General features: G+C 74.1%; 21 protein-coding genes. 7 read left to right on the forward strand and 14 right to left on the reverse strand.

Annotation, left to right across the window (positions count from 1 at the left end; genetic code table 11):
* Positions 1–71 precede the first annotated feature (71 nt).
* Positions 72–725, forward strand: coding sequence for a TIGR03085 family metal-binding protein (locus tag ACFYSC_RS00405; RefSeq protein WP_389954591.1), 654 nt, complete (start codon positions 72–74; stop codon positions 723–725).
* Positions 726–748: 23 nt separating this feature from the next.
* On the opposite strand, the gene ACFYSC_RS00410 is transcribed toward ACFYSC_RS00405, so the two are convergent.
* A complete protein-coding gene (locus ACFYSC_RS00410) occupies positions 749–1,408 on the reverse strand; it encodes a MerR family transcriptional regulator (protein ID WP_389954593.1) in 660 nt (219 codons plus the stop codon).
* 86 nt (positions 1,409–1,494) lie between these two features.
* Here ACFYSC_RS00410 and ACFYSC_RS00415 point away from each other — a divergent pair, with 86 nt between their 5' ends.
* From ACFYSC_RS00415 to ACFYSC_RS00435, 5 genes are all read left to right on the forward strand, one after another.
* Entirely contained in the window at positions 1,495–2,439 is a 945-nt protein-coding gene (locus tag ACFYSC_RS00415; RefSeq protein WP_389954596.1) for a hypothetical protein, read from the forward strand.
* Positions 2,436–2,930, forward strand: coding sequence for an ABA4-like family protein (locus ACFYSC_RS00420; protein ID WP_389954598.1), 495 nt, complete (start codon positions 2,436–2,438; stop codon positions 2,928–2,930). The genes ACFYSC_RS00415 and ACFYSC_RS00420 overlap by 4 nt, the downstream gene beginning before the upstream one ends.
* 93 nt (positions 2,931–3,023) lie before the next feature.
* Positions 3,024–3,185, forward strand: a complete 162-nt coding sequence (locus tag ACFYSC_RS00425; protein ID WP_362945543.1) for a hypothetical protein — start codon at positions 3,024–3,026, stop codon at positions 3,183–3,185.
* Between the two features lie 297 nt (positions 3,186–3,482).
* The gene (locus ACFYSC_RS00430) at positions 3,483–4,877 is read left to right on the forward strand and encodes a glutamine synthetase family protein (RefSeq protein ID WP_389954602.1); all 1,395 of its coding nucleotides are present in this window, start codon (positions 3,483–3,485) and stop codon (positions 4,875–4,877) included.
* A 184-nt stretch (positions 4,878–5,061) separates the two neighbouring features.
* On the forward strand, positions 5,062–6,054 hold the full coding sequence (locus ACFYSC_RS00435) for a DUF732 domain-containing protein (protein ID WP_389954605.1): 993 nt from the start codon (positions 5,062–5,064) through the stop codon (positions 6,052–6,054).
* A gap of 37 nt (positions 6,055–6,091) precedes the next feature.
* Here the strand turns inward: ACFYSC_RS00435 and hisF are convergent, their stop codons facing one another.
* The 9 genes from hisF to hisD are packed head-to-tail and all read right to left on the reverse strand — an operon-like array spanning position 6,092 to position 12,289.
* Entirely contained in the window at positions 6,092–6,862 is a 771-nt protein-coding gene (gene hisF, locus ACFYSC_RS00440) for an imidazole glycerol phosphate synthase subunit HisF (RefSeq protein WP_362945549.1), read from the reverse strand.
* Positions 6,859–7,317: a RidA family protein gene (locus ACFYSC_RS00445; RefSeq protein ID WP_362945551.1), complete on the reverse strand. Its 459-nt coding sequence runs from the start codon at positions 7,315–7,317 to the stop codon at positions 6,859–6,861. Before ACFYSC_RS00445 ends, hisF begins: the two co-directional genes overlap by 4 nt.
* 2 nt (positions 7,318–7,319) lie before the next feature.
* The gene (gene priA / locus ACFYSC_RS00450) at positions 7,320–8,042 is read right to left on the reverse strand and encodes a bifunctional 1-(5-phosphoribosyl)-5-((5-phosphoribosylamino)methylideneamino)imidazole-4-carboxamide isomerase/phosphoribosylanthranilate isomerase PriA (RefSeq protein WP_389954608.1); all 723 of its coding nucleotides are present in this window, start codon (positions 8,040–8,042) and stop codon (positions 7,320–7,322) included.
* Between the two features lie 4 nt (positions 8,043–8,046).
* Positions 8,047–8,388: a hypothetical protein gene (locus ACFYSC_RS00455; protein WP_389954611.1), complete on the reverse strand. Its 342-nt coding sequence runs from the start codon at positions 8,386–8,388 to the stop codon at positions 8,047–8,049.
* A gap of 40 nt (positions 8,389–8,428) precedes the next feature.
* A complete protein-coding gene (hisH, locus tag ACFYSC_RS00460) occupies positions 8,429–9,064 on the reverse strand; it encodes an imidazole glycerol phosphate synthase subunit HisH (RefSeq protein WP_389954613.1) in 636 nt (211 codons plus the stop codon).
* Between the two features lie 13 nt (positions 9,065–9,077).
* Positions 9,078–9,233, reverse strand: a complete 156-nt coding sequence (locus ACFYSC_RS00465; protein WP_362945559.1) for a hypothetical protein — start codon at positions 9,231–9,233, stop codon at positions 9,078–9,080.
* Positions 9,234–9,267: 34 nt separating this feature from the next.
* Positions 9,268–9,885 carry an imidazoleglycerol-phosphate dehydratase HisB gene (gene hisB, locus ACFYSC_RS00470; protein ID WP_362945561.1) on the reverse strand — a complete coding sequence of 206 codons (618 nt, stop codon included), beginning with the start codon at positions 9,883–9,885 and terminating at the stop codon, positions 9,268–9,270.
* On the reverse strand, positions 9,882–10,952 hold the full coding sequence (locus ACFYSC_RS00475; protein WP_389954618.1) for a histidinol-phosphate transaminase: 1,071 nt from the start codon (positions 10,950–10,952) through the stop codon (positions 9,882–9,884). Before ACFYSC_RS00475 ends, hisB begins: the two co-directional genes overlap by 4 nt.
* Positions 10,949–12,289, reverse strand: a complete 1,341-nt coding sequence (gene hisD, locus ACFYSC_RS00480) for a histidinol dehydrogenase (protein ID WP_389954620.1) — start codon at positions 12,287–12,289, stop codon at positions 10,949–10,951. The genes ACFYSC_RS00475 and hisD overlap by 4 nt, the downstream gene beginning before the upstream one ends.
* Before the next feature lie 99 nt (positions 12,290–12,388).
* On the opposite strand from hisD, the gene ybaK reads away from it, so the two are divergent.
* The gene (ybaK, locus tag ACFYSC_RS00485; protein WP_389954623.1) at positions 12,389–12,889 is read left to right on the forward strand and encodes a Cys-tRNA(Pro) deacylase; all 501 of its coding nucleotides are present in this window, start codon (positions 12,389–12,391) and stop codon (positions 12,887–12,889) included.
* A 110-nt stretch (positions 12,890–12,999) separates the two neighbouring features.
* Here the strand turns inward: ybaK and ACFYSC_RS00490 are convergent, their stop codons facing one another.
* The 4 genes from ACFYSC_RS00490 to ACFYSC_RS00505 form a co-directional block, all read right to left on the reverse strand.
* Positions 13,000–14,574, reverse strand: a complete 1,575-nt coding sequence (locus ACFYSC_RS00490) for a sensor histidine kinase (RefSeq protein ID WP_389954626.1) — start codon at positions 14,572–14,574, stop codon at positions 13,000–13,002.
* Positions 14,571–15,293 carry a response regulator transcription factor gene (locus ACFYSC_RS00495; RefSeq protein WP_389954628.1) on the reverse strand — a complete coding sequence of 241 codons (723 nt, stop codon included), beginning with the start codon at positions 15,291–15,293 and terminating at the stop codon, positions 14,571–14,573. Before ACFYSC_RS00495 ends, ACFYSC_RS00490 begins: the two co-directional genes overlap by 4 nt.
* A 159-nt stretch (positions 15,294–15,452) precedes the next feature.
* Positions 15,453–16,355, reverse strand: coding sequence for an ABC transporter permease subunit (locus ACFYSC_RS00500; protein ID WP_389954631.1), 903 nt, complete (start codon positions 16,353–16,355; stop codon positions 15,453–15,455).
* 20 nt (positions 16,356–16,375) lie between these two features.
* Positions 16,376–17,305: an ABC transporter ATP-binding protein gene (locus ACFYSC_RS00505; RefSeq protein ID WP_389954633.1), complete on the reverse strand. Its 930-nt coding sequence runs from the start codon at positions 17,303–17,305 to the stop codon at positions 16,376–16,378.
* Positions 17,306–17,481: the final 176 nt, after the last annotated feature.

Below are 17,481 nucleotides of genomic sequence, written 5' to 3' on the forward strand. Positions count from 1 at the left end.
CCCGCGCGCCTCGCCCAAGGCGCCCATTACCGGCAAAATCCCCCAAACCTAGGGGTTGTTAGGATCGTCGAATGACCCATGCCCGCGCCGAACGCGCCGCGCTGAGCGACCTGTTCCTCCAGGTCGGACCGGACGCCCCCACCCTGTGCGAGGGGTGGACGGCCTTCGACCTGGCGGCCCACCTCGTGCTGCGCGAGCGCCGCCCGGACGCCGCGGGAGGCATCGCGATCCGGCGGCTGGCCGGCCGTACCGCCGCGGTGCAGGAGTCCCTCAAGGCCCGGCACGGCTACGCCGGCCTGGTGGGGCTGGTCCGCTCCGGCCCGGCGGGACTGTACGGCCTCGTCCCCGGCCTGGACAGCACGGTCAACACCGTCGAGCTGTTCATCCACCACGAGGACGTACGGCGGGCACGGCCGGGCTGGGAGCCGCGGGAGCTGCCCGCGGCCTTCGAGGAGCTCCTGTGGAAGCGGCTGCGCGGCCTCGGCCGCCTGCTGCTGCGCAGGTCGCCCGTGGGCGTGGTGCTGCGCCGCACCGGCGCCCCGGCCGGCGGGGGCCCCCGCGACGTGCTGCTCGGCGGACCCCGGGGCGGCGCGCGGGTGGAGGTGTCGGGCCGGCCCGGCGAGCTGGTGCTCTTCTGCTTCGGCCGCCAGCCGTACGCCAGGGTCGAGCTGAACGGCTCCCAGGAGGCGGTGGCGCGCCTGCGGGACGCCTCCCTGGGGGTCTGAGCGGTCTGAGCGGTCTGAGCCGCTCAGCCGTCACCGTCCCCTGGACCACAGGGCCCTTCTGAGCCGTCGCCGAACAGGCGGGCCGAGGCGCCGGCCTGCGCGATCCGCCGCAGCGCGGCGACCAGCGCGTCGCCGAGCGAGGTCCCGACCACGACCAGCTCGACCATGCCCTCCAGATCCGTCCGCTCGGCCACGGCCGCGACGTCGGCCCGCGCGATCAGCTCCGCCGCCTCGGCGTACTCGTCGAGGCGGTCCAGCATGCCGTCGTAGCCCAGCCCCGCCGCGGTGAGCAGCACGCCCGTGACGGTCTGCATCGCGGGGCTGTCGGGCTCCTCCTCCCAGCCGTGGCGCCGGATCAGCTCCCTGGCCCGGCGCTCGGCTCTGTCCCACTCCTCGCCCTCGCCCGGCTCCCGGCGGGGGGTGACCGCCTTCTGCGCGACGCCGAGCTGGTCGTGCAGGCTACGGCCGGGCTCGCCGAGATGGGCGAGCAGCTCGCGGATGTCGGCGATGGACAGCCCGGCGTAGTCGGCCAGGGCCCGGACCAGCATGATGCGGCGCACGTGCCGCTGATCGTATCTGGCCTGGTTGGGGCTGGTCCGCTCCCCGCCGGGGAGCAGCCCCTCCCGCAGATAGAACTTGATCATCGGCACGGAGACGCCCGTCGTCCGACTCAGCTCCGCCATCCGCACGGCGTTCCTCCTCTTGTGGTCCCCCCAGAGTTTAGCTATAGATAGTAGATATATCCGTTATCCGCTTGGAGGGACGCCCCGTGCCTCGCCCGCACCGCCCCCTGCTGTGCATGTCCGCCGTCATGGCCGTCCTCGCGGTCGTCGCCACCGGCGGCCTCCTCCTCGACGACCGCACCCTGGACGGAGCGCCCGTCTGGGCCAAGCCGCTGAAGTTCGCCCTCTCGCTCGGGATCTACGGGGTCACCTGGTCCTGGCTGCTCTCCCTCGTCTCCCCGGCGACGTGGGCCGCCCGCTGGAGCCGGTGGCTGGGCACCGCCCTGGCCGCCGCCGCCCTGGGCGAGATGGCAGTCATCGTCACCCAGGCGGTCCGGGGACGGCGCAGCCACTTCAACGTCTCCACCCCGCTGGACTCGGCCCTCTACTCGGCCATGGGCACCACCATCATCGTGCTGATGGTCGCCAACGTCCTGGCGGCGATCCTCGTGGCACGCGAGCGGCGGGCGGAGCCGGCGGACACCTGGGCGGTCCGCATCGGGCTGGCCGTCTCCGCCGCGGGCATGGCCCTGGGCTACCTGATGATCCGGCCCAGCGCCGCCCAGCTCGCCGCCCCCGTGGTCACCGTCGTCGGCGCGCACGGCGTCGGCGTCGCCGACGGCGGGCCGGGCCTGCCCCTCCTGGGGTGGAGCACCACCGGCGGCGACCTGCGCATCCCGCACTTCGTCGGCATGCACGCCCTGCAGGCCCTGCCGCTGCTCGCCCTGGCCGTCCGCCGCGTCGCCGACCGGGCGGCCCGGCTCCGCCTGGTCGCCGCCGGCGGCCTCGGCTACGCCGGACTGACCGCCCTGGTGACCTGGCAGGCGCTGCGCGGCCAGCCGCTGCTGCGGCCCGACGGCCCGACCCTGGCCGCCGCCGGGCTGCTCCTGGCCGTCACCGCGGTCGCCGCCCTTCCCGCCCTCTCAGCCCTCGTTCCCCCGTCCGCGCCCGCCGCCCGGCGGGCCGCCGCCCCCGCCGAGGTGAAGCCGTGATCGAGACCCTCTTCCAGCTCAGCTTCCTGGCCGCCGCGCCCTTCTGGGCCCTGATGATCGTCGCGCCGGCGTGGTCGCGCACCCGGCGGATCATCGGCTCGCCGCTGATCGTGCTGCCCTCGCTCGCGGTGTGCCTGACGCTGCTCGTCCCCCTGCTGGCGGACTTCTGGCCCGTGGTGACCCGTCCCACCCTGCCGGGTCTCGTCGCGCTGACCCGCGACCCGCAGGCGCTGTCCGCCATGTGGGCACAGATCATCTCCTGGGACCTGCTGGTGGGCCGGTGGATCTATCTCGACAGCCGGGAGAGGGGGATCCATCCGCTGGTGACGGGGCCGATCCTGATTTCCGCGATCCTGCTGTCCCCCCTATCCCTACCGGTATATCTGGCCCTGAGGGGTTGGACATCGCGGCGTCCCGACCGCACGATAGCGAAGGCGAGTCATGCCGATCCCGCGAAACCGCAATGGGCGGCCGAAGCGGGGCAGGTATGATGATCAAAATCCGGGAGCCACTCGGGCCGAAGATGCCAAAGATCTTAAAATCCGGGTATATACGGCTGGGACGGGAACTGCAGGAGGCCCCCAATGCAGGTCAAGAAGATCCTCACCTATGTGGCGATAGCCTTCGTGGCCTTTTATCTCTTCACCAAACCGGCCCAGGCCGCGGACGCGGTGAACGGCGTCTTCGACGGGATCATCAGGGGGGCCGACCAACTCGCCGTGTTCTTCACACGTGTGCTGACCTGATCCCGGCGGGTCCGCTCCGACCTTCACCCCGGCGCTCCCGCCGACCCCGCGGGAGCGCACGGCATCCCGGAGCCGCGTCCGCCACGACGCCACCGTGACGCCTCAGGCGTCCCCCCGAAAAGCCCCCGAGACCGCGGGGAGACGCGGCGGGGACCCCGGGTGAGCCTCCGGCGGGCCCCTGGGCGCACCCCGGCGAGCCCTCGGTGACCCCGTGGTGACCCCAGGGTGACCCCATGGCGTCACCGGCGCGGCCCGGATGTGCTTCCGCCGTACCGCCGGACGTGTTACGCACGAGACATGTCAGATCGTCACAGCGGGACCGGAGCCCATCCGCCCGACCCGGAGGAGCGGCGCGTCCTCGAACGCGCCGAGACCGAGGGCATCGAACTGGTCCGCTTCCTGTACGCCGACCACGGAGGCGTCATCCGCGGCAAGGCCGCCTCACGCTCCCGGCTCGCCGAGCGGCTCGGCTCGGGCATCGGTCACACCGTGGCGATGATGGCGATGAACATGCTCGACCAGCTCCAGGAGGTCGAGCGCCTCGGCCCGGTCGGCGAGGTCCGCATCGTCCCCGACCCGGCCACCTTCGTCGCCCTCCCCTACGCCCCCGGCGCCGCGGCCATGGTGTCGGACCTGCGCCGCACCGACGGCTCCCCCTGGGATGCCTGTCCCCGCACCTTCCTGCGGGACGCCGTCGACGCCCTGGCCGCCGAGGGCCACGCCCTGGTCGCCGCCTACGAGCCGGAGTTCACCCTCGGCCGACGCGTGCCGTCCCCGACGGGCGGCCTCGACCGGCTGGTCCCGATCGACGACAGCCTGTGCTACGCCACCCCCGGCTTCAACCAGGCCCACGACTACACGATGCGGCTGGTGCGCGCCCTGCAGGGCCAGGGGTTGCGCGTCGAGCACTACCACCCCGAGCTGGGCCACGGCCAGCAGGAGCTGTCCGTCCGCCACGCCCCCGCGCTGCGCGCCGCCGACAACCACGTGGTCTACCGCGAGACCGTCCGCGGAGTGGCCTCCGCCATGGGCCTGTGGGCATCCCTGGCCCCCAAGCCGCTGGCCGACCAGGCCGGCAACGGCGCCCATCTGCACCTCTCCCTGTGGGACCGCGACCTGCGGGTCAACGCCTTCGGTGACGCGGGCGACCGCTACGGCCTCTCGCCCCTCGCCTACCGCTTCATCGGCGGCCTCCTCGCCCACCTGCCCGCCCTGACCGCGCTGACCTGCGGATCGGTCAACGGCTTCCGACGGCTGGCGCCCCGGATGTGGGCGAGCGCCCACGCCTGCTACGGCATGGACAACCGCGAGGCCGCGGTGCGGATCTGCTCCCCCGTGGGCGGCGACGCCGAGGCGTCGGCCAACCTGGAGTTCAAGCCCTCCGACTCCTCGGCCAACCCCTACCTGTCGCTGGGCGCCGTCATCCACGCCGGCCTGGACGGCATCCGCCGTGGCCTCGACCCCGGCGACCCGGTGAACGTCGACCCCGCCACCCTCCCCGAGGGAAGCGTGCCCCGGCTGCCCGCGACCCTCCCGGAGGCCCTAGACTCGCTGGAGGCCGACGAGCTCCTCATGAACGCCCTCGGCCCGCTGCGCGCCGCGGCCTACCTGGCCGTCAAACGCTCCGAGGCCCGCGCCTTCGCCCTCCAGGACGCCGACTACGAGCTCTTCCACCACTTCCGCGTCTTCTGAATCCGGGGGCACACCGGTGGCGGACGTGGACGGCTCCGTGGTGACCGTCTCGCTTCCACTCGTCCGCCCACGCCGCTCGCGGTACGGCGGACGATGCCCCTCCGATGGTTTCGGGTGGCTTTTTCGTGGAGTTTCGGACGGTAATTCACAGCGGATGGTCATCAAGAGGGCGTAAAGTGCGCGAATGCATCCTCCGCAGCACCCCGGCCAGCCGCCGCAGCCCGACCGGCCGGAACAGCCCGGTCAGTGGCCCGGGCAGCACCCGCAGCAGCACGGGCAGTGGCCCCCGGGGACCGGCGGGCAGGGCGGACCGGGCGGACCGGGCGGGCCGCAGCCGTACCACCCGTCCGGACAGTGGTCCCACGGGACCGGCGCCCCCGGGCAGCAGCCCGGCAGCCAGTGGCCGGGCCAGGGCGGCGGACAACCCGGCGGACAATGGCCGGGGCAGGGCGGTGGACAGCCCGGCGGACAGCACGGTGGGCAGTGGCCAGGGCAGCAACCCCAGCACCCGCAACAGCCGTACGGCTCACCGGCCCCGCCGTACGGCCCGCAGGGGCGGCACCCCTACCCCTCCCAGCAGCCGCAGATCCACCCACCCCGGCAGGACGGCCCGCAGGGCTGGCAGCACCAGCAGCCGGGCCCGACGGCGTGGGCGCCGCCGAGCTGGCAGCCCGGAGCGCAACCCCCCAAGAAGGGCGGCGGCCCGAAGGTGGCGCTGCTCGCGGCCGGCGGCGTGCTGGTCCTGGCCGCCGCGATCGGCGGCGTGGTGGTCCTCACCGGCGACGACGACCCCGTGGCGGCCACGCCGGCCGTGACCACCATGCCGAAGGAGGAGCCGACGGAGCGGTCGCAGCCGACCGGGGAGCCGGAGTCCAGCGCGGAGCCGACCGGCAGGCCGACCCCGGAGCCGGAGTCCAGCTCGGGCGGCGGGCAGCAGGGAGGGAACGAGGAGGTCTTCCTGATGACCGTGCGGCAGCGGCCCACGCTGAAGAAGGCGGACTCGGCCACGCTCCTGCGGCTCGGACGCTCGATGTGCAAGGCCCTGGACGACGGCAGTAGCCTCACCGACGTCGCGACCGGCAACGCCGACCGGTACGGGCTGGAGACCTCGGCGTTCGTGACGGGCGCGGCCATCGTGGCCCTGTGCCCCCGCCACCGCGACCTCGTCCCGAGCTGAGACCCGCTGAGGGCCCGGCCGCGACCGGGCCCGCGGCTCAGCGGACGGGGTGGCCCGCTGCGCGCAGGGTGTCCTTCACCTCACCGATCTTGAGCTGGCCGAAGTGGAACACCGACGCCGCCAGGACCGCGTCGGCCCCGGCCTCCACCGCCGGCGGGAAGTCCGCCAGCTTCCCCGCGCCGCCGCTGGCGATCACCGGGATCGACGTGACCGCCCGCACCGCCCGGATCATCTCCAGGTCGTAGCCGTCACGGGTGCCGTCGCCGTCCATGGAGTTGAGCAGGATCTCCCCCGCCCCCAGTTCCTCACCGCGCCGCGCCCACTCCACCGCGTCGATCCCTGTGCCGCGGCGGCCGCCGTGGGTGGTCACCTCGAACCCGGACGGCGTCGGCGGCCCGTCCACCACCCGGCGGGCGTCCACCGACAGCACCACGCACTGCGAGCCGTACCGCCGCGACGCCTCCGTCAGCAGCTCCGGCCGGGCGATGGCCGCGGTGTTCAGGCCCACCTTGTCCGCGCCCGCCCGCAGCAGCCGGTCGACGTCCTCCACCGAGCGCACCCCGCCGCCGACCGTCAGCGGGATGAACACCTGCTCCGCCGTACGGCGCACCACGTCGTACATCGTGGAGCGGTCGGAGCTGGAGGCCGTGATGTCGAGGAACGTCAGCTCGTCGGCCCCCTCCGCGTCGTAGCGGCGGGCCAGCTCGACCGGGTCACCGGCGTCGCGCAGGTTCTCGAAGTTGACGCCCTTGACCACCCGCCCGGCGTCCACGTCCAGGCAGGGGATCACTCGCACCGCGACGGTCATCTCATGTCTCCTTGGTTCACGCGGGCGCTCACGACGGGCGCCTCGCGGTAGGCGTCGACCTCCACCTCGACCAGCATGCGCGGGTCGATCAGGCCCGCCACCCGCACCCCGGTGCAGACGGGCCGCACATCGCCGAACAGCTCGGCATGCGCCCGGCCGACCTCGTCGTAGTGGTCGTCGTCGACCACGAAGTAGCGGACCCGCACCACGTCGCGGCGCGACAGGCCCGCCCGCTCGATCGCGTCGAGCGCGACGCCGAAGGCGGTCAGCGACTGCCGGTAGGCGTCGCCGGCGTGCCGCACCTCCCCCTCCACGGCGGCCGTGCAGCCCGACACGATCACCCACGGCCCGGCCACCACCGCGCGGGCGTAGCCGTACCGTTCCTCCCAGACTCCGCCGCTGAACACCCTCGTGCCCGAGCGGCGGCTCGTCGTGTGCCCCCCGATGTGCCGCATCGTCAGGATCTCACCGCCGCCAGCGCGTCCTCCAGGGAGAACGCCTGCGCGTACAGGGCCTTGCCCACGATGGCGCCCTCGACGCCGATCGGCGTCAGCGCGGCCAGGGCCCGCAGGTCGTCCAGCGACGACACGCCGCCGCTGGCCACCACCGGCCTGTCGGTACGGGCGCAGATCTCCCGCAGCAGGTCCAGGTTGGGGCCCCGCAGCGTGCCGTCCTTGGTCACGTCGGTCACGACGTAGCGGGGGCAGCCGTCGGACTCCAGGCGCTCCAGCACCTCCCACAGGTCGCCGCCCTCCTTGGTCCAGCCCCGGCCGGCCAGGGTGGTGCCCCGGACGTCGAGGCCGACCGCGATCCGGTCGCCGTAGTGGGCGATGGCCTTGGCGCACCAGGAGGGATTCTCCAGGGCGGCGGTGCCGATGTTCACCCGGCGGCAGCCGGTGGCCAGCGCGGCCTCCAGGGAGGCGTCGTCGCGGATGCCGCCGGACAGCTCGACCTTGACGTCGAGCGCGCCCACGACGGTGGCGACCAGCTCGCGGTTGGAGCCCCGGCCGAAGGCGGCGTCCAGGTCGACCAGATGGACCCACTCCGCGCCGGCCTCCTGCCAGGCGAGCGCCGCCGACAGGGGGTCGCCGTAGGAGGTCTCGGTGCCCGCCTCCCCCTGGACCAGGCGGACCGCCTGTCCGTCGGCGACGTCCACGGCGGGCAGCAACTCTAGCGACATCTGATCAGGACCTCCGGTCGAAGACGAGGATGACGAAAAGCGGCGCGAACAGCGCCGAAAGCACCAGCACGCCCAGCCGCGCGGCCCACGAGGACCACAGCAGCCAGGCGATCACCTGCACGATGAGGAACAGGACCGCGACCACGCCGTTCTGCGCCCGGCGGCGGCGGGCCCGGATGCCGCCCTGCGCGGCGATCCGGACGGGCCTGCGGGGCATCAGGGCGGTGACCCTGCCGATCCGCCGGCGCCGCCGGGCCAGCCGGGCCTCCCGCTCCGCACGGAGCGTCGCCTGGCGGGCCCGCTCGGCCTCCCGTTCGGCCCGGCGCCGGGCGCGTTCCCTGCTCACCGCGGCCCGCGACGGATATCCGCCCCGCCCGCCCGGCCGCTCACCCGAGGCTGCCGAGCCAGTTGGCCAGCAGCTGAGCTCCGGCGTCACCGGACTTCTCCGGGTGGAACTGGGTCGCCGACAGCGGGCCGTTCTCCACCGCCGCGACGAACGGCGTGCCGTGCTCGGCCCAGGTGACCAGGGGCGGGACGAAACCGTCGCCCACCGGCATGTCCCAGGACCGCACGCCGTAGGAGTGGACGAAGTAGAACCGGGTCTCCGGGTCGAGCCCGCCGAACAGCACGCTGCCCTCCGGAGCCGCGACCGTGTTCCACCCCATGTGCGGCAGGACCGGTGCCGAGAGACGCTCGACCGTGCCCGGCCACTGGCCGCAGCCCTCGGTGACCACGCCGTGCTCGGCGCCCGTGCCGAACAGGATCTGCATGCCCACGCAGATGCCCAGCACCGGCCGCCCCGCGGCCAGCCGCCGGTCGATGATCCGGTCGCCCTGCACCGCGCGCAGCCCCGCCATGCAGGCGGCGAACGCGCCGACACCCGGGACGACGAGGCCGTCGGCCTCCATCGCCACGGTCCGGTCGGACGTCACCGTCACCTCGGCGCCGACGCGGGCCAGCGCCCGCTCGGCCGAGCGCAGGTTGCCCGAACCGTAGTCCAGGACCGTGACCTTCTTCACCACAGCTTCACCAGCTTCACCACCACAGCACCGCCGCCGTCGTCGCCATCGCCGCCAGGACGGCCAGCAGCAGCGCGCCCTTCTTCAGCCCCTGCTTGTAGAACGAGAGGATCCCGCCGACCAGGAACAGCGCCACGAAGGCCATGGCGACGGCCGTCCAGTTGTCGCTCACGGGCCCTCCCCCGCCCCCGCGGAACCCGCGAGGGTCACAGGACCCCCTTGGTGCTCGGCACCCCACTGGCCCGCGGGTCGAACTCCGACGCCTCACGCAGCGCCCGTGCCAGCGCCTTGAACTGCGCCTCCACGATGTGGTGGGCGTTGCGGCCGTAGGGGACGTGGACGTGCAGGCAGATCGCGGCCTGCGCGACGAACGACTCCAGGATGTGCCGGGTCATCGTCGTGTCGTAGTCGGGGCCGATCATCGGGGCCATGCCCTCGGGCTCGGTGTGCACGAGGTACGGGCGGCCCGACAGGTCGACCGTTACCTGCGCCAGCGCCTCGTCCAGCGGGCACGACGCGCTGCCGAACCGCCGGATGCCCGACTTGTCGCCCAGGGCCTCGCGGAACGCCGCACCCAGCGCGATCGAGGTGTCCTCGATCGTGTGGTGGGAGTCGATGTGCAGGTCGCCCTCGGTCTTCACGGTCAGGTCGAACAGGCCGTGCTTGCCGAGCTGGTTCAGCATGTGGTCGTAGAACCCCACACCCGTGGACACCTCGACCTGCCCGGTGCCGTCCAGGTTGACCTCCACCAGCACCGAGGTCTCCTTGGTGCCGCGCTCCACCCGGCCGCGGCGCTCCGGAACGTCTCCGGCGGGACTGCTCACAGGATCTCCTCCAGGGCGGCGCGGAACGCCGCCATCTCCTCGCTCGTACCGATCGAAACCCGCAGCCACCCGGGCGGGCCCACCTCCCGGATCAGCACCCCCCGGTCCAGGAGGGCCCGCCAGACCGCGTGCCGGTCCTCGAACCGGCCGAACAACACGAAGTTGGCGTCCGAGTCCGCGACCGCGAGACCCCTGCCGCGCAGCCACGTCACCGTGGCGTCACGCTCGGCCCGCAGCGCGTCGACCGTGCCCAGCAGCTCGCGGCCGTGGGACAGCGCCACCCGCGCCGCCGTCTGGGTGAGCGTCGACAGGTGGTAAGGAAGGCGCACCAGCAGCAGCGCCTCGACCACCGCCGGATCGGCCGCGAGATAACCCAGCCGGGTCCCCGCCATCGCGAACGCCTTCGACATCGTCCGCGTGACGATGAGCCGGGGGTGCTCCGGCAGCAGGGTCAGCGCCGACGGGGTGCCGGTCCTGGCGAACTCGAAGTACGCCTCGTCCACCACCACCATGCCCGGCGCCGCCCGCACGACCCCCGCGATCACCTCCGGGTCCAGCGCGGTGCCGGTCGGGTTGTTGGGCGAGGTCAGGAACACGATGGCGGGCCGGTGCTCCTCGATCGCCGCCACGGCCTTGCCAGGGTCGATCCCGAAGTCGTCCTCGCGCGCCGCCGGGACCCACTCGGTCGAGGCGCCCAGAGCCAGGAGCCGGTGCACCGAGTAGGAGGGCTCGAAGCCCATCGCGGTGCGGCCCGGCCCGCCGAAGGCCAGCAGGATCTGCTGGATCACCTCGTTGGAGCCGTTGGCCGCCCACACCCGCTCGCCGGTCAGTCCGTGCCCGAGATAGGCCGCCAGGTCCGCGCGCAGCGCCGTCGCGTCGCGGTCGGGGTAGCGGTTCAGCTCGCCCGCGCCGCGCCGCACCGCCTCGGCCAGGTCGGCGACCAGCGTCTCCGACGGGCCGTAGGGGTTCTCGTTGGTGTTGAGCCGGACCGGGACGTCGATCTGCGGCGCGCCGTACGGCGAAAGCCCCCGCAGGTCGTCGCGGATCGGCAGGTCTTCGAGTCTCATGAGGGGATCTCCCAGTCGAACCGGGCACGGACCGCCGCGCCGTGCGCGGGGAGGTCCTCGGCGTCGGCCAGCACGCACACGTGCGCGGCGGACTCCGCCAGGGCCTCACGGCTGTAGTCCACGACGTGGATGCCGCGCAGGAACGTCTGCACCGACAGGCCCGACGAGTGACAGGCGCAGCCGCCGGTGGGCAGCACGTGGTTGGACCCGGCGAGGTAGTCGCCGAGCGAGACCGGGGCGTAGGGGCCGATGAAGACCGCACCGGCGTTGCGGACCCGCGCGGCCAGCGCCGCGGCGTCGGCCGCCTGGATCTCCAGGTGCTCGGCGGCGTAGGCGTCCACCACCGCGAGGCCCGCCTCCATGTCGTCCACCAGGAGGATCCCCGACTGCCGGCCCGCCAGCGCCTCGGTGATCCGCTCGGAGTGCTTGGTCGCGGCGACCTGCCGGGGCAGCTCGCGCTCCACCGCGTCGGCCAGCTCCGCCGAGTCGGTGACCAGCACCGCCGCGGCGATCGTGTCGTGCTCGGCCTGGCTGATCAGGTCGGCCGCGACGTGCACCGGGTCGGCCGTGCGGTCGGCGAGGATCGCGATCTCGGTGGGCCCGGCCTCGGAGTCGATGCCGATGCGGCCCTTGAGCAGCCGCTTGGCCGCCGCCACCCAGATGTTGCCCGGCCCGGTCACCATGGTCGCCGGCCGGCACTCCTCGGTGCCGTAGGCGAACATCGCCACCGCCTGCGCGCCGCCCACCGCGTACACCTCGTCCACCCCGAGCAGCGCGCACGCCGCCAGGATCGTGGGGTGCGGCAGCCCGCCGAACTCGGGCTCACCCTCACGCGAGTGAGGAACACCATCCTTCTGGGGTGGCGAGGTGACCGCGAGCGACTTTACCCCGGCCTCCTGCGCGGGCACCACGTTCATCACCACGCTGGAGGGGTAGACCGCCCGGCCGCCCGGGACGTAGAGGCCCACCCGGTCGACCGGCACCCAGCGCTCGGTCACCGTGCCGCCGGGCACCACCTTCGTGGTGACGTCGGAGCGCCGCTGGTCGCGGTGGACCAGCCGGGCGCGGCGGATCGACTCCTCCAGCGCCTCACGGACCCGCGGGTCCAGCGCCTCCAGCGCGGCGGTGATCGCCTCGGCCGGGACGCGAGTGGATTCCAGCTCGACGCCGTCGAACCTCGCGGTCAGCTCCCGCACCGCCTCGACGCCGCGATGATGCACGTCCTCACAGATCGGCCGCACCTTCTCCAGGGCGGCTTCGACGTCGAGCTCGGCACGGGGCAGCACGTCTCGCAGGTCCTCGGGCAGGACTCCGCGCAGGTCGGTACGGGAAATCACCCGTCCAGTCTACGGATGCCCGGCACCCGCCGAGGTTCCGTCCGGCATCCGGACATCGCCTTTACGACGTAGATTTCTATCAGACACTAGACTCCGCCCGTGAGCAAGAGCAGGAACAAGGGCGGTCAGGGCACCCCGGCGACGGTCGCGCTGACCAAGGCGGGAACCGGTTTCACCCTCCACCCCTACGAGCACGACGCCGACGCCCAGGCCTACGGCGAGGAGGCGGCCGACGCGCTCGGCGTGCCGTACGAGCGGATCTTCAAGACGCTCGTGGCGGAGGTCGAGGGCGGCCTGGCGGTCGCCGTGGTGCCGGTGGCGGGCAGACTCGACCTCAAGGCGTTCGCCGCGGCGCTGGGGAGCAAGCGGGCCGCGATGGCCGACGCCGCCAAGGTCGAGCGCGTCACCGGCTACGTCGTGGGCGGGATCAGCCCGCTGGGCCAGCGAAAGCCCCTGCCGACGGTGGTCGACGCCTCGGCGCTGGACTTCGAGACGATCTACTTCTCGGCCGGGCGGCGCGGGCTGCAGATCGAGACGGCCCCCGCGGAGCTGGTCCGCCTGACCGGGGCGGTCACCGCGCCCATCGGCAGGACCGGCTGACCGCCGGTCCCGTGCCCATCGGCGGGGCGGCCCGGCCACCGCCGGTCCCGTGCCCCGTCCCGCCGCCGCGGTCCAGGCAGCGCTCCGAGCCGTGCCCGTGCGGGCACGGCTCAGGGGGCGGCGGGCAGGACCACCGAGAAGGCCGCGCCTCCGCCCGGGGAGGTCCGCAGCTCGATCCGGCCGCCGTGCGCCGCCACCAGCGACCACGCGATGGCCAGGCCGAGCCCCGCTCCCCCGTCTCCGGTCCGGGCACGGGAGCCGTCGGCGCGGTAGAACCGGTCGAACACCCGTTCCGCCTGCTCCGGGGTGAGACCGGGACCGCGGTCCTCGACCACCAGGACCGACTCCGCGCCTGACCTTCCCACCCCCACGCGGACGGGCGTGCCGTCCGCGGTGTGCGCGACCACGTTGCCGATGAGGTTGCTCACCACCTGGCGCAGCCGCGCCTCGTCCCCGAGCACCGGCCCGGGTCCGGGCGCGCCGCCCCGTGGGCCCGTCAGCTCGACCGGCCGGTCCGGCGCCAGCGCCCGCAGGTCGAGGAGGGCGTCGGCGGCGAGCGTGCGCAGGTCCATGGGGGCGAGCTCCAGCGGGAAGGCGTCCCCGCCCTCGTCCAGCCTGGCCAGCAGGAGCAGGTCCTCGACGAGCCGGGTCAGGCGCCCCGCCTCGCTCTCGATGCGGGCCATCGCCGGCGCCACGTCGGCCAGGCCGCCCATCCGGTAGAGCTCGGAGAATCCCTTGATCCCGAAGAGCGGGGTGCGCAGCTCGTGACCCACGTCGGCGACGAGGCGCCGCAGCCGCGCCTCCGACTCCGCCCGCGCGGCGAACGCCCGTTCGAGCTGGCCCAGCATGCCGTTGAGCGAGTCCGCGAGGCGTCCCACCTCGGTGCCCGGACCCGCGTCCCGGGGGATCCGCCGGGTCAGGTCTCCCGACGCGATGGCCGCGGCGATGTCCTCGATCCGGCGGAGCGGGCGCAACCCGGCCCTGATCGCGAACCATCCCGTCAGGGTGAGCAACGCCAGCAGGATCACCCCCGCGCCCAGGAGGACCGCTCGCAGCCTCCCCACGGTGGACCGCACCGCGCCGAGGGAGGCCGCGACCACCACGCCGCCGTCCGGCGCGGACCGGGCCGCCCCGGCGGGGGGCGGCGCCGGGGCCCGCCCGGCCGGAACGGGCAGGACGACGACCCGCCAGCTCTCCGGGCCGCGCCCGCCCGCGGCGTCGAAGGGGCGCCGGGCGCGGGCCGCGACCGCCCCGGCGTCGAGGACCGGCAGCTCGGGACCGTCCACGGCGGCCCCCGCGGTCCCCGGCCGCGACGGCAGGCGCGTCTCCTCCCGCACCGTGCCGTCGGGCGCCAGGCGGGCCAGATAGACCTCTGTGATCATGTCGAGGCCGGCCACGCGCCCCTGTACGGCGAGCGCCCCCGGTGAACGCTCCGTCCACATGCCGGGCGGAAGGGCGGCGGCCAGCCCGCCGAGCGTCAGGAGCCGGCCGTCGACACGTTCCACCAGGGTGGAGCGGAACCATTCGACCGCGAAGGACCCGCCGAGGGCGAGTCCCGACGCCAGCAGCGCGCTGGTGATCAACAGGAGCCGGGCGCGCAGCGACGGCCGCGCGGGCCGGAACCGGGGCCACCGGAGGACACGGGCGCGGCCGGCGCCGGCGAGACGGGAGGGCGAGCGCGTCATCGCGGCACGCGCAGCACGTAGCCCACCCCGTGCACGGTGTGGATGAGCCGGGGGCCCGCGGCTCCGAGCTTACGGCGCAGGTAGCTCACGTAGGTGTCGACGATGCCGCAGTCGCCCGCGAAGTCGTACCGCCAGACGTGTTCGAGGATCCGCGCCTTCGGCACCACCCGGCCGGCGTTCAGCATCAGGTGGTGCAGGAGGCGGAACTCGGTGGGCGACAGCCGTACCGGGTCGCCGGCCCACAGGACCTGATGGCCCTCCGGGTCGAGTTCGAGATCGCCGACGACCAGGGTGTGCGCGCCGGGGAGACCGGCGCGGCGCAGGATCGCCCTGATCCTGGCGATCAGCTCCTCCAGGTCGAACGGCTTGGTGACGTAGTCGTCGCCTCCGGCCGTCAACCCGGCGATCTTGTCCTGCGGCGAGTCCCGGGCCGTGAGGAACAGGACGGGCACCGGGGGCCAGGTGAGCTCACGCAGCCGCCGCACCACCTCGAACCCGTCCAGGTCGGGCAGCATCACGTCGAGCAGCACCAGGTCGGGCGGGGAGTCCCGGACCGCGTCGACGGCTTCGGCTCCGGTCGCGGCCGACGCGACGGTGAAACCGGCGAAACGCAGGGTCGCCGACAGCAGTTCCCGCATCGTGGGCTCGTCGTCGACCACCAGCAGCCGCTCCCCGGGACGCGGACGCCCCGGGCCGGACGCGCGATCGTCTGAGTTCATCCGTCCCTCCTCGTCGTCGGCGCCCCGCACGGCCGTCCGCGACGGCGGCCGGCCACCCCCGCCGGGAAGCCCCCGCGCCCGCGGCGCCCTCGCCCTCCCCCGACGGTACGGTGACCGCCACCGGGACGCGGGGAACGTGGGGAACGCGGCAGGGACGCCTCAGGCGTCGCGCCCGCGCAGGACGGCGAACGCGCCGAGCAGCGCCACGGCCACGTAACCGCAGAGCAGGGCGTATCCCGTCCACGGAGCCAGGAGGTCCGGATCAGGGCGCACGCTCAGCAGCCGCCCGCCCGCGTTCGCCGGCCAGTACTTCACCACGAGCTCCGCCGCCCACGGCGGGAGGAGCGGCGCCATGGCCGGGACCAGGATGCCCACCATGATCATGATCGTCAATGCCCCCGCCGTGGCGCGTACCAGGAATCCGGCCGCCAGCCCCAGCAGGGCCGTCGCCGCCGCCAGGAGCCCGCCTCCGGCGAGGGCGCGGCCCACGCCGGGATCCGCGAGGGAGTATGCGGGGACACCCCCGGAGAGCAGCACCGCCCGCCCCACGACGAAGACGGTCAGGGTCGTCGCCCAGCCCACCGGCAACGCCAGGGCCGCGCAGGCCACGGCCTTGGCCGCCAGGAGGCGTCCCCTCCGGGGCACGGCCGTGAGGCTGCCCGGCATCGTGCCCGCGGCGTACTCGACGGTGACCGCCCGGAGCCCGAGGTAGCCGACGACGAGCTGGACGAACATCATGGAGCGGAAGACGGCGTCGAAGGGGTCGAAGCCCGCCCGCTCGGCCGCCGTGCTCTGCGTGTACTCCCTGATCCCCGCACCGGCGAAGAGCGTCGCGAACAGCGCGCCGGTCAGCACGACGGTGAGCGCCGTGACCCAGGTGGACCGCAGGGTCCGCAGCTTGGCCCACTCCGACCGCAGCAGGTCGGGGAACCCCGGCAGCCAGGGGGTGCCGGTGAGCGCGCCGCCGGCGTGTCCGGTCGTCGCCCCGGCGGACGCGCCCGCGCCGGACCGGCCGGCCCCGCTCCCGGCGATGCCCGCAGCGCCCGGTGCACGGCTCCTCACGGCCCGCGGATCCCTCACCCTCATCCTCGCCTCCCGTCCCGCGCGCCGTACTCGGCGTCGTCGCGCGTCAGTTCCATGAACACCTGCTCCAGGGAGGCCCCGCGCGACGTCAGCTCGTGCAGGACCACGCCCCGCGCAGCCGCCAGGCGGCCGACCTCCCCGGCGGTCATGCCGGTCACGACCAGCCCGTCACCCGCCGGGTCCTCCGGACCGGGTACGGCGGGCCGGACGACGGCTCCGGCGCCGGTGAGCTCACGGGCGAACTCCCCCGCGGCCGGCGTCCGCACCAGCACCTCGTCCGACCGGACGAAGGTCTCGAAGGGGGCGTCGGCGATCAACCGGCCGCGCCCGATCACGACCAGGTGGTCGGCGGTGAGCGCCATCTCGCTCATGAGGTGGCTCGACACCAGCACCGTGCGGCCCTGGGCGGCCAGCTCCCGCATCAGGGTGCGGATCCACACGATGCCCTCCGGGTCGAGCCCGTTCACCGGCTCGTCGAGGATCAGGACCCCGGGATCGCCGAGCAGCGCGGCGGCGATGCCCAGCCGCTGTTTCATGCCCAGGGAGAAGGACCCGGCGAGGCGCCCGGCCGCCGGGGCGAGGCCGACCTGGTCGAGCACCTCCCCGGCCCTCGCGCGGGGTATGGCGTTGCTCGCCGCGAGACACCGCAGGTGGTCACGGGCGGTTCGTCGCGGGTGGACCGCCTCGGCGTCGAGCAGCACGCCGACCGCGCGCATCGGCGCGGGCAGGTCGGCGTACCGGACCCCGAGGACCCTCGCCTCGCCGCCGTCCGGCCGGTCGAGGCCGAGGATCATGCGCATGGTGGTCGTCTTGCCGGCCCCGTTCGGGCCGAGAAAGCCGGTGACCTTCCCCGGGCCGACGTCGAAGGTCAGGTCCCTCACCGCGTCCACCGGACCGTGGCGCTTGCACAGCCCTCTCACCTCGATCATCGCGCTCCTCTCCGCGTACGGGTCTTTCCTCGCCGGAGGAGGATGGCCCCGCCGGCCGCACGGCTCCGGAGAGGTTCTGTGAGATCCCTGTGAACCGGAGGGCGCCGAGAGGGTCCGGGGCGGCGAACCGGCCCCGGATGCCCCGTCTCCGGCCCGGGTTCCCAGGGGATTCCCAG

It is taken from the genome of Streptosporangium sp. NPDC004379 (genome assembly GCF_042873875.1).
Lineage (GTDB): Bacteria > Actinomycetota > Actinomycetes > Streptosporangiales > Streptosporangiaceae > Streptosporangium.

Excerpts from the sequence above, each read along its gene's own strand:
- ACFYSC_RS00405 (WP_389954591.1), top strand. The coding sequence starts at position 72 with ATGACCCATGCCCGCGCCGAACGCGCCGCGCTGAGCGACCTGTTCCTC.
- ACFYSC_RS00410 (WP_389954593.1), bottom strand. The coding sequence starts at position 1,408 with ATGGCGGAGCTGAGTCGGACGACGGGCGTCTCCGTGCCGATGATCAAG.
- ACFYSC_RS00425 (WP_362945543.1), top strand. The coding sequence starts at position 3,024 with ATGCAGGTCAAGAAGATCCTCACCTATGTGGCGATAGCCTTCGTGGCC.
- ACFYSC_RS00430 (WP_389954602.1), top strand. The coding sequence starts at position 3,483 with ATGTCAGATCGTCACAGCGGGACCGGAGCCCATCCGCCCGACCCGGAG.
- ACFYSC_RS00435 (WP_389954605.1), top strand. The coding sequence starts at position 5,062 with ATGCATCCTCCGCAGCACCCCGGCCAGCCGCCGCAGCCCGACCGGCCG.
- hisF (WP_362945549.1), bottom strand. The coding sequence starts at position 6,862 with ATGACCGTCGCGGTGCGAGTGATCCCCTGCCTGGACGTGGACGCCGGG.
- ACFYSC_RS00445 (WP_362945551.1), bottom strand. The coding sequence starts at position 7,317 with ATGCGGCACATCGGGGGGCACACGACGAGCCGCCGCTCGGGCACGAGG.
- priA (WP_389954608.1), bottom strand. The coding sequence starts at position 8,042 with ATGTCGCTAGAGTTGCTGCCCGCCGTGGACGTCGCCGACGGACAGGCG.
- ACFYSC_RS00475 (WP_389954618.1), bottom strand. The coding sequence starts at position 10,952 with ATGAGACTCGAAGACCTGCCGATCCGCGACGACCTGCGGGGGCTTTCG.
- ACFYSC_RS00490 (WP_389954626.1), bottom strand. The coding sequence starts at position 14,574 with ATGACGCGCTCGCCCTCCCGTCTCGCCGGCGCCGGCCGCGCCCGTGTC.
- ACFYSC_RS00495 (WP_389954628.1), bottom strand. The coding sequence starts at position 15,293 with ATGAACTCAGACGATCGCGCGTCCGGCCCGGGGCGTCCGCGTCCCGGG.
- ACFYSC_RS00505 (WP_389954633.1), bottom strand. The coding sequence starts at position 17,305 with ATGATCGAGGTGAGAGGGCTGTGCAAGCGCCACGGTCCGGTGGACGCG.